Origin of the sequence: Acidovorax sacchari (assembly GCF_042847045.1) — a bacterium.
Classification (GTDB): domain Bacteria; phylum Pseudomonadota; class Gammaproteobacteria; order Burkholderiales; family Burkholderiaceae_C; genus Paracidovorax; species Paracidovorax sacchari.
Window position 1 is genome coordinate 4,005,436 of record NZ_AP035783.1, and the last position, 20,615, is coordinate 4,026,050.

The following is a 20,615-nucleotide window of genomic DNA, read 5'->3' on the forward strand; positions in this document are numbered from 1 at the left end:
GGCACGCCCGCCACCCCACCCCCTGCGCGCCCCAGGCGCATCCAGAAGGGGTGACTCGGGCCTTCGCGTTGCTCGGCCCCAAGGCCATCGCTGCGCTCGGCAAAAGCCCCAGCGCCCCGTCCCCACAAAGCACCGTGCGCGGTGCAACGGACTCGCGCACCCCAGGCCGAGCGAAGCAATGGCCCGTGTGCTGCACCCCGCCCTCGTGGCTGCGCCGAGGAGCGCAGGAGGCAAGGCGCGCAGGCGTGCCGAAGGACACGCCTGCTTCGTGATCTGACTGGCTGCGGTTGTCCGAGCGGAGCGCGCCAGCGCGCAGCGAGTTCCGCAGCCGCGCCTTGCCTCCGAGCACCACAGGCTGCCCCCTTCGCCCAAAGGGCGAAGGGGGACGCAGACACCAGGGCTCGCCTTTTCTTTGCCTACTTTCTTTTGGCGAAGCAAAAGAAAGTAGGTGCGCCGCCGGGCGCACATCCCGGCCCCGGGAAACAAACACACAGCAAGAACAAGCAACCATCACCGCCCCAAATACACCTCGATCACCCGCTCATCCCCCTGCACCTCGTCCAGCGTCCCCTCCGCCAGCACGGCCCCGTCGCACAGCACCGTCACCTTCTCGGAGATCGCCCGGATGAACGACATGTCGTGCTCCACCACCATCAGCGAATGCCTGCCCTTGAGCGAGAGGAACAGCTCGGCCGTGCGCGCCGTCTCCTCGTCGGTCATGCCCGCCACCGGCTCGTCGAGCAGCAGCAGCTTCGGGTCCTGCATCAGCAGCATGCCGATCTCCAGCCACTGCTTCTGGCCGTGGCTCAGCTCGGCCGCGCGGCGGGCAGGCTGGTGCGCGAGGTGGATGGTGTGCAGCACCTCGGCGAGCCGGTCCTTCTGCGCCGAGTCGAGGCGGAAGAACATGGACGACGCCACGCCCTTGTGGGTCTTCAGGGCCAGTTCGAGGTTCTCGAACACCGTGAGCTGCTCGAACACCGTGGGTTTCTGGAACTTGCGGCCGATGCCCAGTTGCGCGATGCCGGGCTCGTTGTGGCGCAGCAGGTCGATGGTGGAGCCGAAGTACACCGTTCCGCGGTCGGGACGGGTCTTGCCGGTGATGATGTCCATCATCGTGGTCTTGCCCGCGCCGTTGGGGCCGATGATGCAGCGCAGCTCGCCCGGGGCGATGTCGAGGTTCAGGCCGTTGATGGCCTTGAAGCCGTCGAAGGCCACGTGCACGTCCTCCAGGTAGAGGATGCGGCCGTGGGCCACGTCCACTTCGCCGGGCACGGCCACGCGCGAGAAGCCCGCGGCGCGGCCGCCGGATTCGGTGCTGCGGCCCGCTTCCGGCGCCGCCGTGCCGCGCCCGATGCGGCGCGCGCCTTCGTCCATGAGATCGGGGGTCATCGCGCGGCGCCTCCTTCTTCCTTGCGCAGGGCCTTCGCGATGCGGCCGCGCCATCCGCCCGGCGAACGCAGCAGCCCCGCCACGCCCTGCGGCAGGAACAGCGTGACGGCGATGAACAGCGCGCCCAGGAAATACAGCCAGAACTCCGGCGCCGTCACCGTCAGCCAGCTTTTGGCGCCGTTGACGAGGAAGGCCCCCGCGATCGGGCCGGCCAGCGTCGCGCGCCCGCCCACGGCCGCCCAGACGGCGATCTCGATGGAGTTGGCGGCGCTCATCTCGCCCGGGTTGATGATGCCCACCTGCGGCACGTAGAGCGCGCCGGCCACGCCGCACATCATGGCGCTGATGGTCCAGATCGCGAGCTTGTAGGGCAGCGGCGAGTAGCCCGAGAACATCACGCGGCTTTCCGCGTCGCGGATGGCCTGCAGCACCCGGCCGAACTTGGAGCCCACCAGCCAGCGGCCCAGCAGGAAGAAGCCGAGCAGCGCCAGCCCCGTGAGCACGAACAGCAGCATGCGCATGTTCTGCGTGGCGATGGGCTGCCCCAGGATGCGCTTGAAGTCGGTGAAGCCGTTGTTGCCGCCGAAGCCCGTCTCGTTGCGGAAGAAGAGCAGCATGGCGGCATAGGTCATGGCCTGCGTGATGATGGAAAAGTACACGCCCTTGATGCGCGAGCGGAAGGCGAAGTAGCCGAACACGAAGGCCACCAGGCCCGGCACGGCCACGACCAGCACCAGCGTGGCGATGAAGCTGTCCGACAGCGCCCAGTGCCAGGGCAGTTCCTTCCAGTCCAGGAACACCATGAAGTCGGGCAGGTCGCTCTTGTAGTTGCCGTCGCGGCCGATCTGGCGCATGAGGTACATGCCCATCACGTAGCCGCCCAGCGCGAAGAAGAGGCCGTGCCCCAGGCTCAGGATGCCCGTGTAGCCCCAGATCAGGTCCATGGCCAGCGCGCAGATGGCGTAGCACATGATCTTGCCGACCAGGGCCACGGCGTAGTCCGAAAGATGGAACGCGCTGCCGGCCGGCACCCACAGGTTGAGCACGGGCGCCACCGCGCAGACCGCGATCAGCGCCACGATGAAGCCCGTCCACCCACCGCGCGTGAGCAGCGGTGCCGGGGCTGGCAGTTGAATGGGAATTGGAGTGGTCATACTTTTTCAGCGTTCGGCATCGCCAGCGGAATCAGCCACCGTCACGGCCCAGGCCAGCAGCCGCCGCGCAAGGGCCGCCCCGCCGCGCCGGCGGCGTCCCCTCTCCCGCAGGGCACAGCCATGCGAGAGAGGGGGGAAGGAGCGAAGCGACACAGGGGGGTGTCTCATACCTAGTCTGCAGTGCGGCCCTTCACCGCGAAGATGCCCTGGGGCCGCTTCTGGATGAAGACGATGATGAGGACCAGCACGGCGATCTTGGCCAGCACGGCGCCCGCCCAGCCCTCGAGGAATTTGTTGAGCACGCCCAGGCCCAGCGCGGCATAGACGGTGCCCGCGAGCTGGCCCACGCCGCCCAGCACCACCACCATGAACGCGTCCACGATGTAGCCCTGCCCCAGGTCCGGGCCCACGTTGCCGACCTGGCTCAGGGCGCAGCCCGCCAGGCCCGCGATGCCCGATCCCAGCGCGAAGGCATAGGTATCGACGCGCGCGGTGTTCACGCCCATGCACGAGGCGATGGGCCGGTTCTGCGTGACACCGCGCACGAACAGCCCCAGCCGCGTGCGCCCGATGAGGAAGGCCACGCCGCCCAGCACCGCGAACGCGAAGGCCACGATCACCAGCCGGTTCCACGGCAGCTGCAGGTTCTCCAGCACCTGCACGCCGCCACTCATCCAGGCGGGGTTTTCCACGCCCACGTTCTGCGCGCCGAACAGGCTGCGCACCAACTGCTGCAGCATCAGGCTGATGCCCCAGGTGGCAAGCAGCGTCTCCAGCGGCCGGCCGTAGAGAAAACGGATCACGCCGCGCTCCAGCACCGCGCCCATGAGCGCCGACGCGAGGAACGCCACCGGCACGGCCGCGACGAGGTACGCATCGAAGGCACCTGGCAGGTAGCGCTGGAACAGCCCCTGCACCACGTAGGTGGCATAGGCACCGATCATCATCAGTTCGCCATGGGCCATGTTGATGACGCCCATCAGCCCGTAGGTGATGGCCAGGCCCAGCGCCACGAGCAGCAGGATCGATCCCAGGCTGAGGCCCGAGAACAGCGCACCCAGGCGCTCGCCCCACTGCAGCCGCGCTTCCACGGCCTTCAGCGCGGAATCGATCGCCGCGCGCACCTTCGGGTCCTGTTCGTTGCGCAGTTGCTCCAGCAGCACCGTGCGGGTGGCCGGGTTGCCGCTGCCGGCCAGGGCCTGCGCCGCCAGCTGGCGCTGCGCCGGATCGCTCGCCGAGAGCTGGATGCGCGCGCGGATCGCCTCGAGCCGTGCCTTGAGCCCCGGCTCGCGCTCGGCCGCCAGGGCCTTGTCGATCAGCGGCAGCCGCGCCTCGTCGCTCTCGTCCTTGAGCGCATCGATCGCCGCGCGGCGCTGCGCCGCATCCGGCGACATGAGCTGCAGCGATGCCAGCGCGGTGTCGAACTCGCCGCGCATGCGGTTGTTGTTGACGATGTCCTCCGCATCGTCCGGCACGCTCACCGGCGCACCGGTGACGGGGTCGATGCCCTTGTCATCCTTGATGACGATGGCCTTCCCTCCCGCGATCTTCACCGCATCGTCCGCCATCGCCCGGATGAAAGCCACCGTGGCCTCGTCGGGCGTGGCAATGGCCTGCTGCAGCGCCGCGATCCGCTCGTCGGTATCGCCCGCGGCCATCGCCCGCGCCGCCTCCGCCGTGAGCGCGTGCGCCTGCACCGCCGCACACAGCAGCAGGCAGGCGATCAGGCGATGGAAGAAGGAAAGAAACATGGGAAAGAAACCCGCAACGGAAATGGGTAAGAAGCAGAGCATTAACCACACCCCAGCCCAGCAGACGCCGCGGAACGGGCTTCGCCCGGCCGCTGGCGTCGAGCAGCCCCGGGCCGGAGGCGCGGGGCGTTCGGGCTGTCCAGGCCCGCGCAGGCGGGCCCGGAGCCGCAGCCCTCACCCCCTCCCGCCGTGCGAAGCACGGCGAGAGCGGGGGGAAGGCCCGAAGGGCCTCAGGGGGGTGTCACTTCTTCTCGGGCTCGTCCTTCTTCTTGTCGTTGCCCTCGATGTAAGGGCTCCACGGCTTGGCCTTGACCGGACCGGGCGTCTTCCACACCACGTTGAACTGGCCGTCGGCCTTGATCTCGCCGATGAACACGCTCTTGTGCAGGTGGTGGTTCTTCTCGTCCATCTTGCTGACGATGCCCGAGGGCGCCTTGAAGGTCTGGCCGGCCATGGCGGCGATAACCTTGTCCACGTCGGTGCTCTTGGCCTTCTCCACCGCCTGCTTCCACATGTGGATGCCGATCCAGGTGGCCTCCATCGGGTCGTTGGTCAGCGGCTTGTCCTTGTGGCCCGGGATGTTGTTCTTCTTGGCGTAGTCGCTCCACTGCTTGATGAACGCGGTGTTCTCCGGGTTCTTCAGGGACATGAAGTAGTTCCACGCGGCCAGGTGGCCCACGAGCGGCTTGGTGTCCACGCCGCGCAGCTCTTCCTCGCCCACGCTGAAGGCCACCACCGGCACGTCCTTGGCCTTCAGGCCGGCGTTGCCCAGTTCCTTGTAGAAGGGCACGTTGGAATCGCCGTTGATGGTGGAGACCACGGCCGTCTTGCCGCCCTGGCTGAACTTCTTGATGTCGGCCACGATGGTCTGGTAGTCGGAGTGGCCGAAGGGGGTGTACTTCTCGTCGATGTCCGAATCCTTCACGCCCTTGGACTTCAGGTAGGCCCGCAGGATCTTGTTGGTGGTGCGGGGATAGACGTAGTCCGTGCCCAGCAGCACCCAGCGCTTGGCACCGCCGCCGTCCTTGCTCATGAGGTAGTCCACCGCGGGAATCGCCTGCTGGTTGGGCGCGGCGCCCGTGTAGAACACGTTCTTGGACAGCTCTTCGCCTTCGTACTGCACGGGGTAGAACAGCAGGCCGTTCATTTCCTCCACCACGGGCAGCACCGACTTGCGGCTCACGCTGGTCCAGCAGCCGAAGATCACCGAGACCTTGTCCTGGCCCAGCAGCTGCTTGGTCTTTTCGGCGAAGAGCGGCCAGTTGGAGGCCGGGTCCACCACCACGGGCTCGAGCTTCTTGCCCAGCACGCCGCCCTTGGCGTTGATGTCCTCGATGGCCATCAGCACGGTGTCCTTGAGCACCGTTTCCGAAATGGCCATGGTGCCCGAGAGGCTGTGCAGCACGCCGACCTTGATGGTGTCCTGGGCGTGGGCGGTAATACCGGCGCCCGCCAGCGCCACGGCGGCGGTGAGGGCCTTGAGGGTGAATCGGCGTTGCATATGCAGGTACTCCATGGTGGTTGATGGCATTCGCCGGACGCTTGCAGGTCTCGTCCGACGCATGGATGCCATCCTAGGGATGACCCGCGACTGCCGAAATACGCCGGAGGGCGTACGCCGCCCCGCCACCTCCCGCATCCCGGCGGGACGCCCGCCCGAAGCCCCAAGCCGATGCAGCCAGCCCGATAGCCGTGCACGAATGCACCACATCGGGCCCGCAGCGGCCGTCCGGCGGGGTTTTCCCGCATGGAATGGCTGGCACACGAGTTGCATGATGATCTGCATCAAGTCGTCTGTCGACAGCCGACCAATTACCCATCGCAGATCAAAGATGCCTGGAGGCCCTTTTGGAAACAGCAGAACTCCACCCCCCGCGCGCCGCTGAACACCGTTCCCCGATGTCATCTGCGGAGCGCCAGGTCCGCCGGGACCTGGCGGCGGCCTATCGCCTCGTCGCCCTCTACGGCATGGACGACAGCATCTACACCCACATCTCGGCGCGCGTGCCGGGCACCGAGGACCAGTTCCTGATCAACCCCTTCGGCATGCTGTTCCGCGACATCACGGCGTCCTCGCTCGTGAAGATCGACCTGCACGGCAACCTCGTCGAGCCCGGCGAATACGACGTGAACCCGGCCGGCTTCACGATCCACAGCGCCGTGCACGCCGCGCGCCACGATGCCGCCTGCGTGCTGCACACCCACACCGTGGCCGGCGTGGCCGTGTCGTCGCTGGCCGGCGGGCTGCAGCCCTGCAACCAGTGGGCGCTGCAGTTCCACAACCGGGTCACCTACCACGCATTCGAAGGCATCGCGCTGAACCTGGAAGAGCGCGAACGCCTGGTCGCGGACCTCGGCCCCACGTCGCGAGCGCTCATCCTGCGCAACCACGGCCTCGTGACGCTAGGCCGCAGCGTGGCGGAGGCCTTCATCCTCATGCACAACCTGGAACGCGCCTGCCGCGTGCAGGTCGCCATCCAGGGCACCGGGCAGGCCGTGAACCCCGTGCCGGAAGCGGTCTGCGAACTCACGGCGCGCCAGTACGAAAGCGGCGACACGAACCGCCTGGCCGCCCAGCCCACCGATCCCTACGCCCGCGAATGGCGCGCGCTGCTGCAGCGCCTGGAGCCGCCCGGCCCCGCTTCGTTCCGCGACTGAGTTCCCCGCGTCCGAGCCTTCCCACCCCACCCCTGCCGAAAGGTCCGCCCCGATGAAACGCCGCCACCTGATCCAAGCCGTTCCCGCAGCCCTCGGGATGACCATCGCCGGGGTTCCCCTGCACAGCCTGGCGCAGGCCCGGAAAGGCGTCGTCAACGTGCTGGTCCAGCCCGAACCGCCCGGCCTGATGATGGGCATCGTGCAGAACGGCCCGACGCAGCTGATCTCCGGCAACATCTACGAAGGCCTGCTGCGCTACGACGAGAAGCTGCAGCCTCAGCCCCAGCTGGCCACGTCCTGGACGGTGAGCCCGGACAGCAAGACCTACGTCTTCAAGCTCAAGCCGAACGTGAAGTGGCACGACGGCAAGCCCTTCACGGCCGACGACGTGGTGTTCTCGTGCGACGTGTTCCTGCGCAAGACGCATGCGCGCTTCCGCGCCAGCCTGGCCCACGTGGAATCGATCAAGGCACTGGATCCGCTCACAGTGGAGTTCAGGCTCAAGCAGCCGTTCGGCCCCTTCCTCGGCATCTTCGAGAACGGCACCATGCCCATGGTGCCCAGGCACATCTACGAAGGCACCGACTTCCTGACCAACCCGGCCAATGCCACGCCCATCGGCACCGGCCCGCTCAAGTTCAAGGAGTGGGCCAAGGGTTCCTACATCCACCTGGTGGCCAACGAGAACTACCACCAGCCCGGCGTCGTGACGGTCGAGGGCGTGTACTTCCACGTGATCCCCGACGCCGCCGCGCGCGCCGCGGCCTTCGAGTCCGGCAAGGTCGACATCGCGCCGGGCGGCACGGTGGAGTATTTCGACGTGGGGCGCCTGTCCAAGCTGCCCGGCGCGGCCGTCACCACCAAGGGCTGGGAATTCTTCGCGCCCCAGAGCTGGCTGTGGATCAACAACCGCACGAAGCCGATGGACCAGGTGAAGTTCCGCCAGGCCATCTGGACGGCCATCGACCGCGATGCCATGGCCAAGATCGCGTGGTACGGCTTCGCCAAGCCGGCGACGGGCCCGTTCAACAGCCACATCGCCTACGCCAGCGACGACGTCGCCAAGTACCCGCGCGACATAGCCAAGGCCAGGAAGCTGCTGGCCGAGGCCGGCTACAAGGGCGAGACGCTGCGACTGCTGCCCCTGCCCTACGGAGAATCCTGGCAGCGCCAGGCCGAGATCGTGCGACAGAACCTCACGCAGGCCGGCGTCAAGATCGAGATGGTCGCCACCGACGTGGCCGGCTGGAACCAGCGCTGCAACGAGTGGGATTTCGACCTGGCCTTCACCTACGTCTACCAGTACGGCGATCCGGCCCTGGGCGTGGGCCGCAACTACACCACCAGCAACATCGCCAAGGGCTCCCCGTTCAACAACGTGGCCGGCTACTCGAACCCCAAGGTCGACGAGTTGTTCGCCGCCGGCGCCATCGAGAGCGACCCGGCCAAACGCCGCGCCATCTATCTGGAAGTGCAGAAGATCCTCGTGGACGAGGTGCCCGTGGCCTGGCTGCACGAGATCAACTTCCCGACGCTCTACCGCACGAAGATCCAGAACATCGTGAGTTCCGGCATCGGCCTGAACGACACCCTCGGCCGCGTCAAGCTGGCGTGATCCGGCGGACCTGAAGCCTCCCATCCACTCCCGCATGCGGCGGGCCGGCCCGGCCGGCCTTCCGCATGCCCGAACCCGAGCCTGCGATGAAACGACTCCAGTTCATGTCCGTGCGCGTGCTGCAGGGCCTCCTGGCCCTGCTGGTGATCGCCACCGCCAACTTCATGCTGGTGCGGGCCGCACCGGGCGATCCGGTCTCCATCATGGCCGGCGAGGCCGGCGCGTCCGACCCGCAGTTCGTGGCCCAGCTGCGCGCGCAGTTCGGCCTGGACCAGCCGCTGCCCGTGCAGCTGGCGAACTACCTCGGCCACGTGGCGAAGCTGGACCTGGGCTACTCGTACCGCCAGCAGCAGCCGGTGGTCGACCTGATCCTGGAACGCCTGCCTGCGACCCTGCTGCTCACGGGCACGGCCTTCGGCCTGTCACTGCTGTTCGGCATCGTGCTGGGCGCGCTCGCCAGCCGCCACGCCGGCAAATGGCAGGACAGCGTCATCACCGTGGTGGCGCTGGTGTTCTACGCGACGCCACTCTATTGGCTCGCGATGATGGCCGTGCTGCTGTTCACCGTGCAGTTCGACCTGCTGCCGGCCTTCGGGTTCTTCACCGTGGGGGCGGACCTCTCCGGCATGGCCAAGGCCCTGGACATCGGCAAGCACCTGGTCCTGCCCGCGCTCACGCTGGCGCTGTTCTACATGGCGGTCTACGCCCGCATGACGCGCGCCTCGATGCTGGAGGTCGCGCAGATGGATTTCGTCAAGACCGCGCGCGCCAAGGGTGTGCACCCGGGCCGCATCCAGCGCCGGCACATCCTGCGCAACGCGCTGCTGCCCGTGGTCACGCTGGCGGGCATCCAGGCCGGCGGAATGATCGGCGGCGCCGTGCTGACCGAGACCGTGTTTGCCTGGCCCGGCATCGGCCGGCTCATGTTCGATGCCCTGCTGCAGCGCGACTACAACCTGCTGCTGGGCTGCTTCCTGTTCACCGCGGCCATGGCCGTGCTGTTCAACCTGATCACCGACTTCGTCTACACGCTGGTCGATCCCCGGATCGAACTGGGCTGAGGAGCCACCCCATGAAAAGCAGTTTCTGGCGGCGCTTCTGCCGCAACAAGGGCGCCGTCTTCGGGCTCCTCGTGCTCATGCTGGTGGGCCTGATCACCGCGCTGGGCCCGCTGATCGTGCACAACAACGCCTGGGACATGGTCGGCATGCCGTTCGCCCATCCGGGCGCGGAGCCGGGCCTGCCGCTGGGCACCGACACCATGGGCCGCGACATCTTCGCGGGCATCGTCGCCGGGGCCCGGGTGTCGCTGCTGATCGGCGTGGTCTCTACCGTGGTGTCGCTGCTCATCGGCGTATCGATCGGCGCCATCGCGGGCTACTTCGGCGGCTGGACCGATGCCTCGCTGATGCGCTTCACCGAGCTGTTCCAGGCAGTGCCGAGCTTCGCGCTGGCCATCGTGCTGGTGGCCATCTTCGAGCCCTCGGTCGGCTCCATCGTCGCGGCCATCGCGGTCGTCTCCTGGCCTCCGGTGGCGCGTCTGGTGCGCAGCGAGTTCCTCACGCTGCGCCAGCGCGACTTCGTGGCCGCGGCCCAGCTCGCAGGCCAGTCCACGCCCCGCATCATCCTCACGCAGATCCTGCCGAACGCGGCTTCGCCGATCGTGGTCATGGCCTCGCTCATGGTGGCCACGGCCATCCTGCTCGAATCGTCGCTGAGCTTCCTGGGCCTGGGCGACCCGAACCAGATGAGCTGGGGATACATGGTCGGCTCCGCGCGCACGGTGCTGCGCCAGGCCTGGTGGATGGCGGTCTTCCCCGGCGTGGCCATCCTGCTCACGGTGCTGGCGCTGAACCTGGTGGGCGAAGGCCTGAACGACGGCCTGAACGCGCGCGCCGACGGGAGAGGAAAATGAAGATGGACAAGATCGAACTGCCCGTGCTGGACATCCAGGGCCTGGACATCCGCCTGCCCCGGGGCGCCGACCGCCCGCTCGCCGTGCAGGGCGCCTCGCTGCAGCTGCTGCCGGGCCGGACGCTCTGCGTGGTGGGCGAATCCGGCTCGGGCAAGTCCATGATCGCCAACGCCATCATGGGCCTGCTGCCCAGGCCGCACGTGGAGCCCGTGGCGGGCCGCATCCTGTTCGACGGGCACGACCTGCTGCAGTTGGACGAAACCCAGCTGCGCGCGCTGCGCGGCCGGCGCATGGGCATGGTGTTCCAGGAGCCGATGACGGCGCTGAACCCCGTCATGCGCATCGGCGACCAGATCGCCGAGGTGTTCGACGCGCACGTGAGCCTGCCGGCGGCCGAAAAGCGCCAGCGCATCCTCGCCGCACTGGCCGACGTGGGCCTGCCCGAACCCGAGGTGCTGATCGACAGCTACCCCTTCCGCCTGTCGGGCGGACAGCGCCAGCGCGTGATGATCGCCTGCGCGCTGGTGCTGGAGCCGGCCCTGCTGATCTGCGACGAGCCCACCACCGCGCTGGACGTGACCACGCAGGCGCAGATCCTGAAGCTCATCCGCGAGCTGCAGCAGCGCAAGGGCACGGCGGTGCTGTTCATCACGCACGATTTCGGCGTGGTCTCCGAGATCGCCGACGAGGTCGTCGTGATGCAGACCGGCCAGGTGGTCGAGGCCGGCCCCGCCTCCGCCGTACTGGCCCGTCCGCAGCACGCCTACACGCGCAAGCTGATCGCTGCCATCCCCGACGGCCGGGTGCGCCAGCCGTCCGGGGAGCGCGACATCACCCATGTGCTGCAGGTGCAGGATCTGCGCAAGACCTATGTCACGGGCGGCAGCCTGTTCAGGAAGGGGCGGCGCGTGGAAGCGGCCAGGGGCCTCTCGTTCGACCTGCGGCGCGGCGAGACGCTGGGCCTGGTCGGCGAATCCGGTTCGGGCAAATCCACCGTGGGCCGCTGCATCGTGGGCCTGGCGCCGTTCGACAGCGGGCGCATCCTGTTCCGGGGCCGGACGCTGCAATCGGGCGAGCAGTTCCGCCAGCAGGCGCAGGGCAGGATCCAGATGGTGTTCCAGGACCCGTACGCCTCGCTGAACCCGCGCCACCGCATCGGCGCGGCCATCGCACAGGGCCCCATCGCCCAGGGCCTTCCCCGGGACCAGGCCATGGCCCGCGCCATGGAACTGCTGGAGCTCGTGGGATTGAAGCCCGACGCCGCCGACCGATTCCCGCACGAGTTCTCGGGCGGCCAGCGGCAACGCATCGGCATCGCGCGTGCGCTGGCCATGCAGCCCGAGCTGCTGGTGGCCGACGAGCCCGTTTCTGCGCTCGACGTGTCGGTGCAGGCCCAGGTGCTCAAGCTCTTCGCCGACGTACGCGAGCGCTTCCAGCTGGCCATGGTGTTCATCACGCACGACCTGCGCGTGGCCGGCGAGATGTGCGACCACATCGCCGTGATGCAGCGTGGCGAGATCGTCGAATACGGCGAGACGGCCCGGGTGCTGGCCGACCCGCGGCACGCGTACACGCGCACGCTGATCGAGGCGCAGCCCCGGCTGTCGGCCGCCGCGGAGGCGGCCCGGACATGCGGCTGAACAACATGCGCCTGAACATCGCCCTGGTCTCCGACCAGATTCCCATGGACTACCTGCGCCCGGCCTTCGCGGCGTGCTTCCCGGAGGCGGTGCTGCACCGCTTCGACACCGAGGTGCAGGCGCCCGAAGCACTCGACGACATCGATGTCGCGGTCTGCTGGTCTCCGCCCGCCGGCCTACTGGCGCGCATGCCGAAGCTGCGGCTGATCCAGTCCGTAGGCGCCGGCACCGACCACATCACGCGCGACGCCACGCTGCCCGGCGTGCCCGTGCGCCGCATCGTCGATGCCGAAATGGCCGCGGGCATGAATGCCTATGTGGCCTGGGCCGTGGTGCACGGACAGCGCCACATGGGGGGCTACATCGAGAGCCAGCGCCGCGCCGCCTGGCAGGAAGCGTCCGTGGTGCCGCCGGGCCGGCACCGCGTGGGCATCGCCGGGCTGGGCGTGCTGGGCCAGTCGGCCGCGCGTGCCCTGGCGGCCATCGGCTATGCGGTGCGCGGCTGGAGCCGCAGCCCCAAGAGCGGGTTGCCCGAGGGCGTGCAGGCCTTCCATGGCGAGGCAGGGCGCGAAGAGTTCCTGGCCGGCTGCGACACGCTGGTCTGCCTGCTGCCGCTGACGGAAGACACGCACGGCATCCTCGATGCGAAGCTGTTCGCCCAGCTGCCGCGCGGCGCCCACCTCGTCAACGCCGGCCGCGGCGCGCAGCTCGTGCAGGACGACCTGCTCGCCGCGCTGGAGAGCGGCCGGATCGCCTCGGCCGTGCTCGACGCCTTCGTGGAAGAGCCCCTGCCCGCCGCGCATCCGTTCTGGCACCACCCGCGCATTACCGTCACCCCGCACATCGCCACGCGCACCGGACCCGAGACCATCGCGCGGCTGACCCGCGACCACCTCGCACAACTTTCCGTGATCGCCTGAGCGCCCCACCCACGAGGAACCCCATGGCCCAAGAAACGACGAGCACCGGCGCCAAAGACGTCGCCAGCCACCTGCACTCCTACACCAACCTGGCCGCGCTGCCGCAGACGCCGCCGCTCGTGATCGTGGCCGGCGACGGCATCCACGTCGTCGACGACCAGGGCAGGCGCTACGTGGAGGCCATGTCCGGCCTGTGGTGCGCCTCGCTGGGCTTCTCCAACCAGCGCCTGGCCGCGGCCGGCGCCAGGGCGCTGGCCACCCTGCCCTACTACCACACGTTCAACCAGCGCACCAACGTGGCCGTGGCCGACCTGGCCGAGAAGCTGCTGGCGCTGGCGCCCGTTCCCATGGCGCGCGTGTTCTTCGCGAACTCGGGCTCCGAGGCCAACGACAGCGCGGTCAAGATGGTCTGGTACTACCACAACGCCATTGGCAAGCCGGACAAGAAGAAGATCATCGCGCGGCGCAATGCCTACCACGGCGTGACCGTGGCCGCGGCCAGCCTGGGCGGGCTGGAAGGGAACCACCGCGACTTCGACCTGCCCCTCCGGACGGCCCCCGAGGCGCGCTTCCTGCACGTGGACTGCCCGCACCACTACCGCTATGCGCACGAAGGCGAGAGCGAGCAGGACTTCTCCACGCGCCTGGCCCGCCAGCTCGAAGAGCGCATCCTGGCCGAAGGCCCCGACACCGTGGCCGCCTTCATCGCCGAGCCGGTGATGGGCGCGGGCGGCGTGCTGGTGCCGCCGGCCGGCTACTTCGAGAAGGTGCAGGCGGTGCTGCGCAAGTACGACGTGCTGCTGATCGCCGACGAAGTGATCTGCGGCTTCGGCCGCACCGGCAACATGTTCGGCTCCACCACCTTCGGCCTGCAGCCCGACCTCCTGTGCTGCGCCAAGGCACTGTCGTCGGGCTATGTGCCGATCTCGGCCGTCATGGTCAACGACAAGGTGCATGGCGCCATCGCGGCGCACAGCGGCAAGCTGGGCAGCTTCGGCCACGGCTACACCTACTCGGGCCATCCGGTCGCCTGCGCCGTGGCGCTGGAGACGCTGCAGGTGTACGAGGACGAGCGACTGATCGACCACGTGCAGGCTCTGGCCCCGGCTTTCCAGGCCGGCATCCGATCCTTCGCGGGCCGGCGCTGGGTGGGCAACGTGCGCGGCGTGGGCCTGATCGGCGCCGTCGAGCTCATGGCCGACAAGGCGGCGCGCACCCCGTTCGCGGCCGAGCGCAAGGCCGGCTACCGCTTCGCCGCGCTGGCGCTCGAAGAAGGCCTGATCGTGCGCGCCATGGGCGACAGCATCGGCCTGTGCCCGCCGCTCATCATCACCCCGGACGAACTCGCGGACCTGTTCGCGCGCTTCACGCGCGCCATGGACCGCTTCGACGCCGAAATGGAAGGCTGACCCCATGCAAGCGTTCTTCTCCGACGACCAGCTGCTGCACGACCCGCAGCAGTACATGCGCGTGGGCCGCATCTGCAAGCCCGCGGACCTGCCCACGCGCGCCGAGGCCCTCATGGGCACGCTGGCGACGCGCGGCATCACCGTCACCGCGCCGCCCGAGGCCGGCCGCGATGCGCTGGAGCTGGTGCACTCCACCGACTACCTCGACTACCTGGAGACGGCGTTCGAGCGCTGGCAGCAGATCGAGTCGTTCGGCCTGCAGCCCGGCATCGAGGTGCTGCCCAACATGTCGCCGCACGGCCCGCGCGAGGGTGCCTGCCCGTCGCCCGCCATGCTCGCCCAGACCGGCTGGTACGTGGGCGACCTGTCCTGCCCGATCGGCCCGCACACCTGGCGCTCGGTGTTGCGCTCGGCCCACGCCGCGCTCGCCGCCGCGGAGACGGTGCGCGCAGCGGGCGGCGTGGCCTACGCGCTGTGCCGGCCCTCGGGCCACCATGCCCAGCGCGCCCGGGCGGCCGGCTTCTGCTACGTGAACAACAGCGCGATCGCCGCCGCCACGCTGCGCGACACGCATGCCCGCGTGGCCGTGCTCGACATCGACGCGCACCACGGCGACGGCACGCAGCAGATCTTCTACGGGCGCGGCGATGTGCTCACCATCTCGACGCACGCCGACCCCGCCAACTACTACCCCTGGTACACGGGCTACGCGCACGAGCGCGGCACGGGCGAGGGCGAAGGCTGCAACCTGAACCTGCCGCTCGCGCACGGCAGCGGCAACGCCGAATTCGCGCAGGCGCTGGACCAGGCCGTGGCCGCCATCGAGCGCTTCCAGCCCCAGGCACTCGTGATGCCGCTGGGTTTCGACACCTACAAGGACGACCCGATCAGCGTGCTGAAATTCGACATGGAGGCCTTCCGCCTGGCCGGCGCGCGCGTGCGTGCACTGGGTCTGCCGACCGTCGTGGTGCAGGAAGGCGGCTACATGGTCGGCGCCATCGGCGCGGCGCTCGATGCCTTCCTCGAGGGGCTCCGGCCCTGATGCCGGCCGACGCATGAGTGCGATCTCCGCACCCGCATCCGGCGCACGCGGCGACGGCACCGCCGCGGGCATCGCACTGTTCCTGTGCGCGCTGGTGCTGTTCGCGGCGTACGACGCGTTCGCCAAGCACATGGTGGCGCACTACCCGCCGGCGGTCGTGAACCTCGGGCGGTACAGCGCCATCGCCGTGCTGGCCTTCGTGCTGCTGCTGCGCCATGGCGAACTGCGCCTGTGGCGCCAGCCGCACCAGAGGCTGCTCGCCGCGCGCAGCGTGGCGCTGGCCGTCGTGGCCACCTGCTTCATGGCGGCCCTCGTCACCATGCCGCTGGCCGAGGCCACGGCGATCTATTTCACGGCACCGCTGATCATGGTGGCGCTGTCTCCCTGGCTGCTGGGCGAACGCGTGGGCCGCGCGCAGTGGACGGCCGTGCTGCTCGGCTTCGCGGGCATGCTCTGCATCGTGCGCCCGGGCGGCAGCCTGCCGCTGGCCGGCACGCTGCTGATGGCCGTCTCGGCCGCCTGCTATGCCGTCTTCCAGGTGCTCACGCGCAAGCTCTCGGGCCTGGTGCCCGCGCCCGTGCAGTTCGCGCACACGGCCCTGGCCTGCCTGCTGATCAGCAGCCTGCCGATGCTCTTCACCGCACACACCGCGCTGCCGCCCTGGCCCGAGATGGCCGTGCTGGCGTCCGGCGGTGCGATCAGCGGCAGCGCCCAGCTGCTGCTGCTGGCCGCCTTCCGCCGCGTGGGCGCGGCCACGCTGGCGCCGCTCAACTACGTGCAGCTGCTGCTGGCCGTGCTGATCAGCACGCTGTGGTTCGAACGGCCGCCGGACGCGCCGGCACTGCTGGGCATGCTGCTCATCGCCATCGCCGGTGTGTCCCTCGCCCGTGCGCGCGGTCCGGCATGATTCCGGGCACATGCAAGACAGGAAACACCCCATGAGCACGCGCATCAGCAGCCCCGCCGTCCCGGCGCCCGCCTTCTCATCGATCCAGGTGCCCGACCTGGTCGGGGTGGTCGAGGCCCAGTTGCAGGACGCCATCCTGTCGGGCCGCATCGCGCCCGGCGAGCGCATCGTAGAGGCCGAACTCGCGCGCCAGATGGGCGTGAGCCGCGCCCCGGTGCGCGAGGCGGCGCGCCGGCTGGAGAGCCTGGGCCTGCTCGTCTCGCGCCCGCGCCACGGCTTCGCGGTGCGCACCGTGTCGGCCAAGCAGGTGAGCGACCTGTACGACGTGCGCATCCAGCTCGAACTGCTGGGCGCCGCGCTGGCCTGCCAGCACGCGAGCGATGCCGACTTGGCCGCGCTCGACGCGCGCGTGGACGACATGGTCGCGCGCGCCGAGACGCTGCCCTCGGCCGAGCGCGTGGCGCTGGACCTGGACTTCCACTTCGCGATCAGCGCGCTGTCGGGCAACCACTACCTGCACCGGCTGTTCGACAACATGCAGACCGAGGTGCGCATGTTCCTCGCCTTGAGCGAGGGCAGCTACGGCGACCTGAAGCTGCTGGCCGAGACGCACCGCCCCATCGCCCACGCACTGGCCAGGCGCGACGTCGAGGCCGTGCAGCACGCGCTGCGCTTCCACTTGGAGGATGCCAAGGCGCATGCCTCCAGCCTGTTCAAGACCTGAGAGCGATCCTTTTCACCGGACACGGGAATCCCTGCATGAAAGTCATCTACAGCGACCAGCACATCGGCCACGATCCGCAGCAATTCATCGTGCGGGGCCGCATGCAGCGCAGCAACGAGCAGCCCGAGCGCGGCACGCTGCTGCTGGACGCCGCGCGCCGGCAGGGCCACGACATCCTCGCCCCCGAAGACCACGGCCCCGGCCCGAGGGCCGCGATCCACACGCCGCAGTACCTGCGCTTCCTCGAGACGGCGTGGGAACGCTGGCAGCAGCTCGAGGGCGCGTCCGAAGAGGTGCTTCCCAATGTCCATCCCTTCCCGGGCCAGCCCTTCACCTACCCCGACAGCCTGGTCGGCCAGGCCGGCTACCACATGGGCGACATGGCGTGCTCCATCGGCCGCCACACCTGGCACGCAGCCACCTGGTCGGCCCACGTGGCCACGCACGCGGCCCAACTGGTGCTGGACGGCGAACGCGCCGCCTATGCGCTCTGCCGCCCGCCGGGCCACCATGCCTATGCCGACCGCGCCAACGGCTTCACCTACCTGAACAACGCCGCCATCGCCGCCCAGCACCTGCGCCAGCGGCACGACCGGGTGGCCATCCTGGACATCGACGTGCACCACGGCAACGGCACGCAGGGCATCTTCTGGCGCCGCAGGGACGTGCTCACCATCTCGCTGCACGCCGACCCGCACTTCTGCACGCCCTTCTTCACCGGCCATGCGCACGAGGCCGGCGAGGGCGAAGGCCTGGGCTACAACCTGAACCTGCCGCTGGCCCGCGGCACGCAGGACGAGGGCTTCCTCGCCGCTCTGGCCACGGCCACCGCCACGGTCCGCGCCTATGCGCCCGGCGCGCTCGTCGTGGCGCTGGGGCTGGACGCACATGAGAACGATCCCTACCGGATGCTGGCCGTCAGCACACCGGGCTTCGGCCGCATCCTCGGAGAGATCGCCCGGCTGGGCCTGCCCACCGTGCTCGTGCAGGAAGGCGGTTACCTCTCCGAAGACCTGGGGCCCAATCTGGCCAGCGCTCTGGCGGGCTTCGAAAAGGCGGCATGACCATGCACGACCTGGACACCGCGATTCGCGCAGCCCTGCCGGAAGCGGCCGTGCTCACGGCCCCGCCCGCACCCGTCGAAACTGGCTGGGCCGCCGCCCTGCTGCAGCGCCTCCATGGCCTGCAGGGCCGGCTGCAGCCGCTCACGGGCGAGCGCGATGCCAACTTCCTGCTGGAGCCGGACGGCGGCGGCGCGCGCTGCATGCTCAAGCTCTCGCACCCGGACGAAGACCCCATCGTCGCCGACTTCCAGACCCAGGCGCTGCTGCACATCGCCCGCACCGACCCGCAGCTGCCCGTGCAGCGCCTGCTGCCCGACCGGCACGGCGCGCCCTCGGTGCAGATCGAGGATGCCGAAGGCCGCACGCGCGTGGCCCGGGTGTTCAGCTACCTCGAAGGCCTGCCCATGCCGCAGGCGCCGCGCTCGGCCGCGCAGCGCAGCGGCGTGGCGCGCATGCTGGCGCGCCTGGACCGCGCACTGTCTGGCCTGGAGCATCCCGCCGCCGAGCGCGAGCTGCCCTGGGACATCCAGCGTGCCGACCGCGTGCGGCCGCTGCTCGCGCACGTGGCCGACCCGGCCCGCCGCGCGCTGGCCGAGGCCGCGCTCGACGGCTTCGCGCAGCGTGCCAGGCCGGCGCTGGCCGGGCTGCGACGGCAGCCGATCCACAACGACTTCAACCTCTACAACCTGCTCGTCGATCCGGCGGACCCATCCCTCGTGGCCGGCATCCTGGACTTCGGCGACATGGTGCATGCGCCGCTGGTGGACGATCTGGCCGTCGCGGCCTCCTACCACCTCGATGCACAGAGCCAGGAGGCCGGCGACGCGCTGGCGACCATCGCGCGGTTCGCGGCCGACTACCACACCGTATCGCCGCTGACCGACGCCGAGACCTCCGCGCTCCTCGACCTCGTGCGGGCGCGCCTGGCGATGGTGGTCGCGATCAGCGGCTGGCGTGCCGCGCGCCAGCCCGACAACGCACCCTACCTGCTGCGCAACAACGCGATTTCCTGGGCCCGCCTGCAGGCCTGCGCCGATCTCGCGCCCGAGCAGGTGCAGGACGCCATCCATGCCGCCTGCCGCCACCAGGAACCGATCCATGCCTGACGCCACCACCGCCGAGCTTCTGGCCCGCCGCGCACGCCTGCTGGGCCCGGCCTACCGGCTGTTCTACGAAGAGCCCTTCCACCCTGTGCGCGGCGAGGGCGTCTGGCTCTACGACGCCGCCGGCACCCCCTGGCTGGACGCCTACAACAACGTCGTGCCGCTGGGCCACGCGCGGCCCGAGGTGGTGGAAGCCATCGCGCGCCAGGCCTCGGTGCTCAACACGCACACGCGCTACCTGCACCAGGGCATCCTCGACTACGCCGAGCGGCTGCTGGCCACCATGCCGCCCGAACTCGGCCATGCCACCTTCACCTGCACGGGCAGCGAGGCCAACGACCTGGCCATGCGCATCGCCACGGCACACACGGGCGGCACCGGCCTCATCGTGACGCGCTGGGCCTACCACGGCGTGACCTCGGCGCTGGCCTGCGCCTCGCCCTCGCTGGGGCAGTACGTGCGCATCGGCGACCACGTGCGGCTGGTCGATGCCCCCGAAGGGGGCGACGCCGCGACGGGCCGGCGCTTCGCCGACGGCGTGCACGCGGCCATCGCCGACCTGCAGGCCCACGGCCTGAAGCCCGCGGCACTGCTGGTGGACACGGTGTTCTCCAGCGACGGCGTATTCACGGAGCCTGCCGGCTTCCTGCGCGAAGCCGTGGAGGCGATCCATACAGCCGGCGGCGTGTTCATCGCCGACGAGGTGCAGCCCGGCTTCGGCCGCACGGGCGAGGCGTTCTGGGGCTTCCAGCGGCACGGCGTGGTGCCCGACATCGTCACCATGGGCAAACCCATGGGCAACGGCCATCCGGTCGCGGGCCTCGCGGTGCGGCCCGGGGTCATGGAGGCCTTCGGCCGGGCGAGCCGCTACTTCAATACCTTCGGCGGCAACCCGGTCTCCATGGCCGCGGCTTCGGCCGTGCTCGACGTGATCCAGCGCAACGGCCTGCAGGCCAATGCCCTGCAGGTGGGCAACTATCTGCGGGAGCGGCTCGCCGCGCTGGGCGGGCGCCACGCCATCGTCGGCGAGGCACGCGGCGCCGGCCTGTTCGTGGGCCTGGAACTGCTGGCCGACCGCGCCACGCGCGCGCCGGCCACGGCCCAGGCCGCGCAGGTGGTCAACGCACTGCGCCGGCGCCAGGTGTTGCTGAGCGCGACCGGCCCGGACGCCCACGTGCTGAAGATACGCCCTCCGCTGGTGTTCCAGCGGGAGCACGCGGATCTGCTGGTGGAGCGTCTGGACGAGGTCCTGGGCGCGCTGTAAGGCTGCACGCGCCCCGGCAGCGCGGCATCAACGATGTGGTTTTCCACAATGTCTCGCGTG

General features: G+C 69.6%; 17 protein-coding genes. 13 read left to right on the top strand and 4 right to left on the bottom strand.

The window, feature by feature from the left end:
- Positions 1 to 510 precede the first annotated feature (510 nt).
- The 4 genes from urtD to urtA all read right to left on the bottom strand — a co-directional run bounded on the left by urtD (position 511) and on the right by urtA (position 5,795).
- Positions 511 to 1,389, bottom strand: a complete 879-nt coding sequence (gene urtD, locus ACGHC0_RS17715) for an urea ABC transporter ATP-binding protein UrtD (protein WP_368352223.1) — start codon at positions 1,387 to 1,389, stop codon at positions 511 to 513.
- Positions 1,386 to 2,543: an urea ABC transporter permease subunit UrtC gene (urtC, locus tag ACGHC0_RS17720; RefSeq protein ID WP_415266323.1), complete on the bottom strand. Its 1,158-nt coding sequence runs from the start codon at positions 2,541 to 2,543 to the stop codon at positions 1,386 to 1,388. Before urtC ends, urtD begins: the two co-directional genes overlap by 4 nt.
- Before the next feature lie 170 nt (positions 2,544 to 2,713).
- Positions 2,714 to 4,294, bottom strand: a complete 1,581-nt coding sequence (gene urtB, locus ACGHC0_RS17725) for an urea ABC transporter permease subunit UrtB (RefSeq protein ID WP_368352225.1) — start codon at positions 4,292 to 4,294, stop codon at positions 2,714 to 2,716.
- 241 nt (positions 4,295 to 4,535) lie between these two features.
- Positions 4,536 to 5,795, bottom strand: coding sequence for an urea ABC transporter substrate-binding protein (gene urtA / locus ACGHC0_RS17730; protein WP_368352226.1), 1,260 nt, complete (start codon positions 5,793 to 5,795; stop codon positions 4,536 to 4,538).
- Between the two features lie 347 nt (positions 5,796 to 6,142).
- Here urtA and ACGHC0_RS17735 point away from each other — a divergent pair, with 347 nt between their 5' ends.
- From ACGHC0_RS17735 to ACGHC0_RS17795, 13 genes are all read left to right on the top strand, one after another.
- Positions 6,143 to 6,952, top strand: coding sequence for a class II aldolase/adducin family protein (locus tag ACGHC0_RS17735; RefSeq protein ID WP_415266324.1), 810 nt, complete (start codon positions 6,143 to 6,145; stop codon positions 6,950 to 6,952).
- A 52-nt stretch (positions 6,953 to 7,004) separates the two neighbouring features.
- Positions 7,005 to 8,567 carry an ABC transporter substrate-binding protein gene (locus ACGHC0_RS17740; protein WP_415266325.1) on the top strand — a complete coding sequence of 521 codons (1,563 nt, stop codon included), beginning with the start codon at positions 7,005 to 7,007 and terminating at the stop codon, positions 8,565 to 8,567.
- A gap of 86 nt (positions 8,568 to 8,653) precedes the next feature.
- A complete protein-coding gene (locus tag ACGHC0_RS17745; protein ID WP_415266326.1) occupies positions 8,654 to 9,628 on the top strand; it encodes an ABC transporter permease in 975 nt (324 codons plus the stop codon).
- An 11-nt stretch (positions 9,629 to 9,639) separates the two neighbouring features.
- A complete protein-coding gene (locus tag ACGHC0_RS17750) occupies positions 9,640 to 10,482 on the top strand; it encodes an ABC transporter permease (RefSeq protein WP_415266327.1) in 843 nt (280 codons plus the stop codon).
- 2 nt (positions 10,483 to 10,484) lie between these two features.
- Positions 10,485 to 12,122 (top strand): ABC transporter ATP-binding protein, encoded by a 1,638-nt coding sequence (locus ACGHC0_RS17755; protein ID WP_415266328.1) that lies wholly within the window; start codon positions 10,485 to 10,487, stop codon positions 12,120 to 12,122.
- Entirely contained in the window at positions 12,113 to 13,042 is a 930-nt protein-coding gene (locus ACGHC0_RS17760; protein ID WP_415266329.1) for a 2-hydroxyacid dehydrogenase, read from the top strand. The genes ACGHC0_RS17755 and ACGHC0_RS17760 overlap by 10 nt, the downstream gene beginning before the upstream one ends.
- Before the next feature lie 23 nt (positions 13,043 to 13,065).
- Positions 13,066 to 14,451: an aminotransferase gene (locus tag ACGHC0_RS17765; protein ID WP_415266330.1), complete on the top strand. Its 1,386-nt coding sequence runs from the start codon at positions 13,066 to 13,068 to the stop codon at positions 14,449 to 14,451.
- Between the two features lie 4 nt (positions 14,452 to 14,455).
- Positions 14,456 to 15,493: a histone deacetylase family protein gene (locus tag ACGHC0_RS17770; protein ID WP_415266331.1), complete on the top strand. Its 1,038-nt coding sequence runs from the start codon at positions 14,456 to 14,458 to the stop codon at positions 15,491 to 15,493.
- A gap of 13 nt (positions 15,494 to 15,506) precedes the next feature.
- Positions 15,507 to 16,400, top strand: a complete 894-nt coding sequence (locus ACGHC0_RS17775) for a DMT family transporter (protein ID WP_415266332.1) — start codon at positions 15,507 to 15,509, stop codon at positions 16,398 to 16,400.
- Between the two features lie 31 nt (positions 16,401 to 16,431).
- Positions 16,432 to 17,124, top strand: coding sequence for a GntR family transcriptional regulator (locus tag ACGHC0_RS17780; protein WP_415266333.1), 693 nt, complete (start codon positions 16,432 to 16,434; stop codon positions 17,122 to 17,124).
- Positions 17,125 to 17,159: 35 nt separating this feature from the next.
- Positions 17,160 to 18,188: a histone deacetylase family protein gene (locus tag ACGHC0_RS17785; protein ID WP_415266334.1), complete on the top strand. Its 1,029-nt coding sequence runs from the start codon at positions 17,160 to 17,162 to the stop codon at positions 18,186 to 18,188.
- Complete coding sequence (locus ACGHC0_RS17790) at positions 18,185 to 19,294, top strand: phosphotransferase (protein WP_415266335.1); 1,110 nt, start codon at positions 18,185 to 18,187, stop codon at positions 19,292 to 19,294. Before ACGHC0_RS17785 ends, ACGHC0_RS17790 begins: the two co-directional genes overlap by 4 nt.
- A complete protein-coding gene (locus tag ACGHC0_RS17795) occupies positions 19,287 to 20,555 on the top strand; it encodes an aspartate aminotransferase family protein (protein ID WP_415266336.1) in 1,269 nt (422 codons plus the stop codon). Before ACGHC0_RS17790 ends, ACGHC0_RS17795 begins: the two co-directional genes overlap by 8 nt.
- Positions 20,556 to 20,615 lie beyond the last annotated feature (60 nt).

Coding starts and splice junctions, on each gene's coding strand:
- urtD (WP_368352223.1), bottom strand. CDS start 1,389: ATGACCCCCGATCTCATGGACGAAGGCGCGCGCCGCATCGGGCGCGGC.
- urtC (WP_415266323.1), bottom strand. CDS start 2,543: ATGACCACTCCAATTCCCATTCAACTGCCAGCCCCGGCACCGCTGCTC.
- urtB (WP_368352225.1), bottom strand. CDS start 4,294: ATGTTTCTTTCCTTCTTCCATCGCCTGATCGCCTGCCTGCTGCTGTGT.
- urtA (WP_368352226.1), bottom strand. CDS start 5,795: ATGCAACGCCGATTCACCCTCAAGGCCCTCACCGCCGCCGTGGCGCTG.
- ACGHC0_RS17740 (WP_415266325.1), top strand. CDS start 7,005: ATGAAACGCCGCCACCTGATCCAAGCCGTTCCCGCAGCCCTCGGGATG.
- ACGHC0_RS17745 (WP_415266326.1), top strand. CDS start 8,654: ATGAAACGACTCCAGTTCATGTCCGTGCGCGTGCTGCAGGGCCTCCTG.
- ACGHC0_RS17750 (WP_415266327.1), top strand. CDS start 9,640: ATGAAAAGCAGTTTCTGGCGGCGCTTCTGCCGCAACAAGGGCGCCGTC.
- ACGHC0_RS17755 (WP_415266328.1), top strand. CDS start 10,485: ATGGACAAGATCGAACTGCCCGTGCTGGACATCCAGGGCCTGGACATC.
- ACGHC0_RS17760 (WP_415266329.1), top strand. CDS start 12,113: ATGCGGCTGAACAACATGCGCCTGAACATCGCCCTGGTCTCCGACCAG.
- ACGHC0_RS17765 (WP_415266330.1), top strand. CDS start 13,066: ATGGCCCAAGAAACGACGAGCACCGGCGCCAAAGACGTCGCCAGCCAC.
- ACGHC0_RS17770 (WP_415266331.1), top strand. CDS start 14,456: ATGCAAGCGTTCTTCTCCGACGACCAGCTGCTGCACGACCCGCAGCAG.
- ACGHC0_RS17775 (WP_415266332.1), top strand. CDS start 15,507: ATGAGTGCGATCTCCGCACCCGCATCCGGCGCACGCGGCGACGGCACC.
- ACGHC0_RS17780 (WP_415266333.1), top strand. CDS start 16,432: ATGAGCACGCGCATCAGCAGCCCCGCCGTCCCGGCGCCCGCCTTCTCA.
- ACGHC0_RS17785 (WP_415266334.1), top strand. CDS start 17,160: ATGAAAGTCATCTACAGCGACCAGCACATCGGCCACGATCCGCAGCAA.
- ACGHC0_RS17790 (WP_415266335.1), top strand. CDS start 18,185: ATGACCATGCACGACCTGGACACCGCGATTCGCGCAGCCCTGCCGGAA.
- ACGHC0_RS17795 (WP_415266336.1), top strand. CDS start 19,287: ATGCCTGACGCCACCACCGCCGAGCTTCTGGCCCGCCGCGCACGCCTG.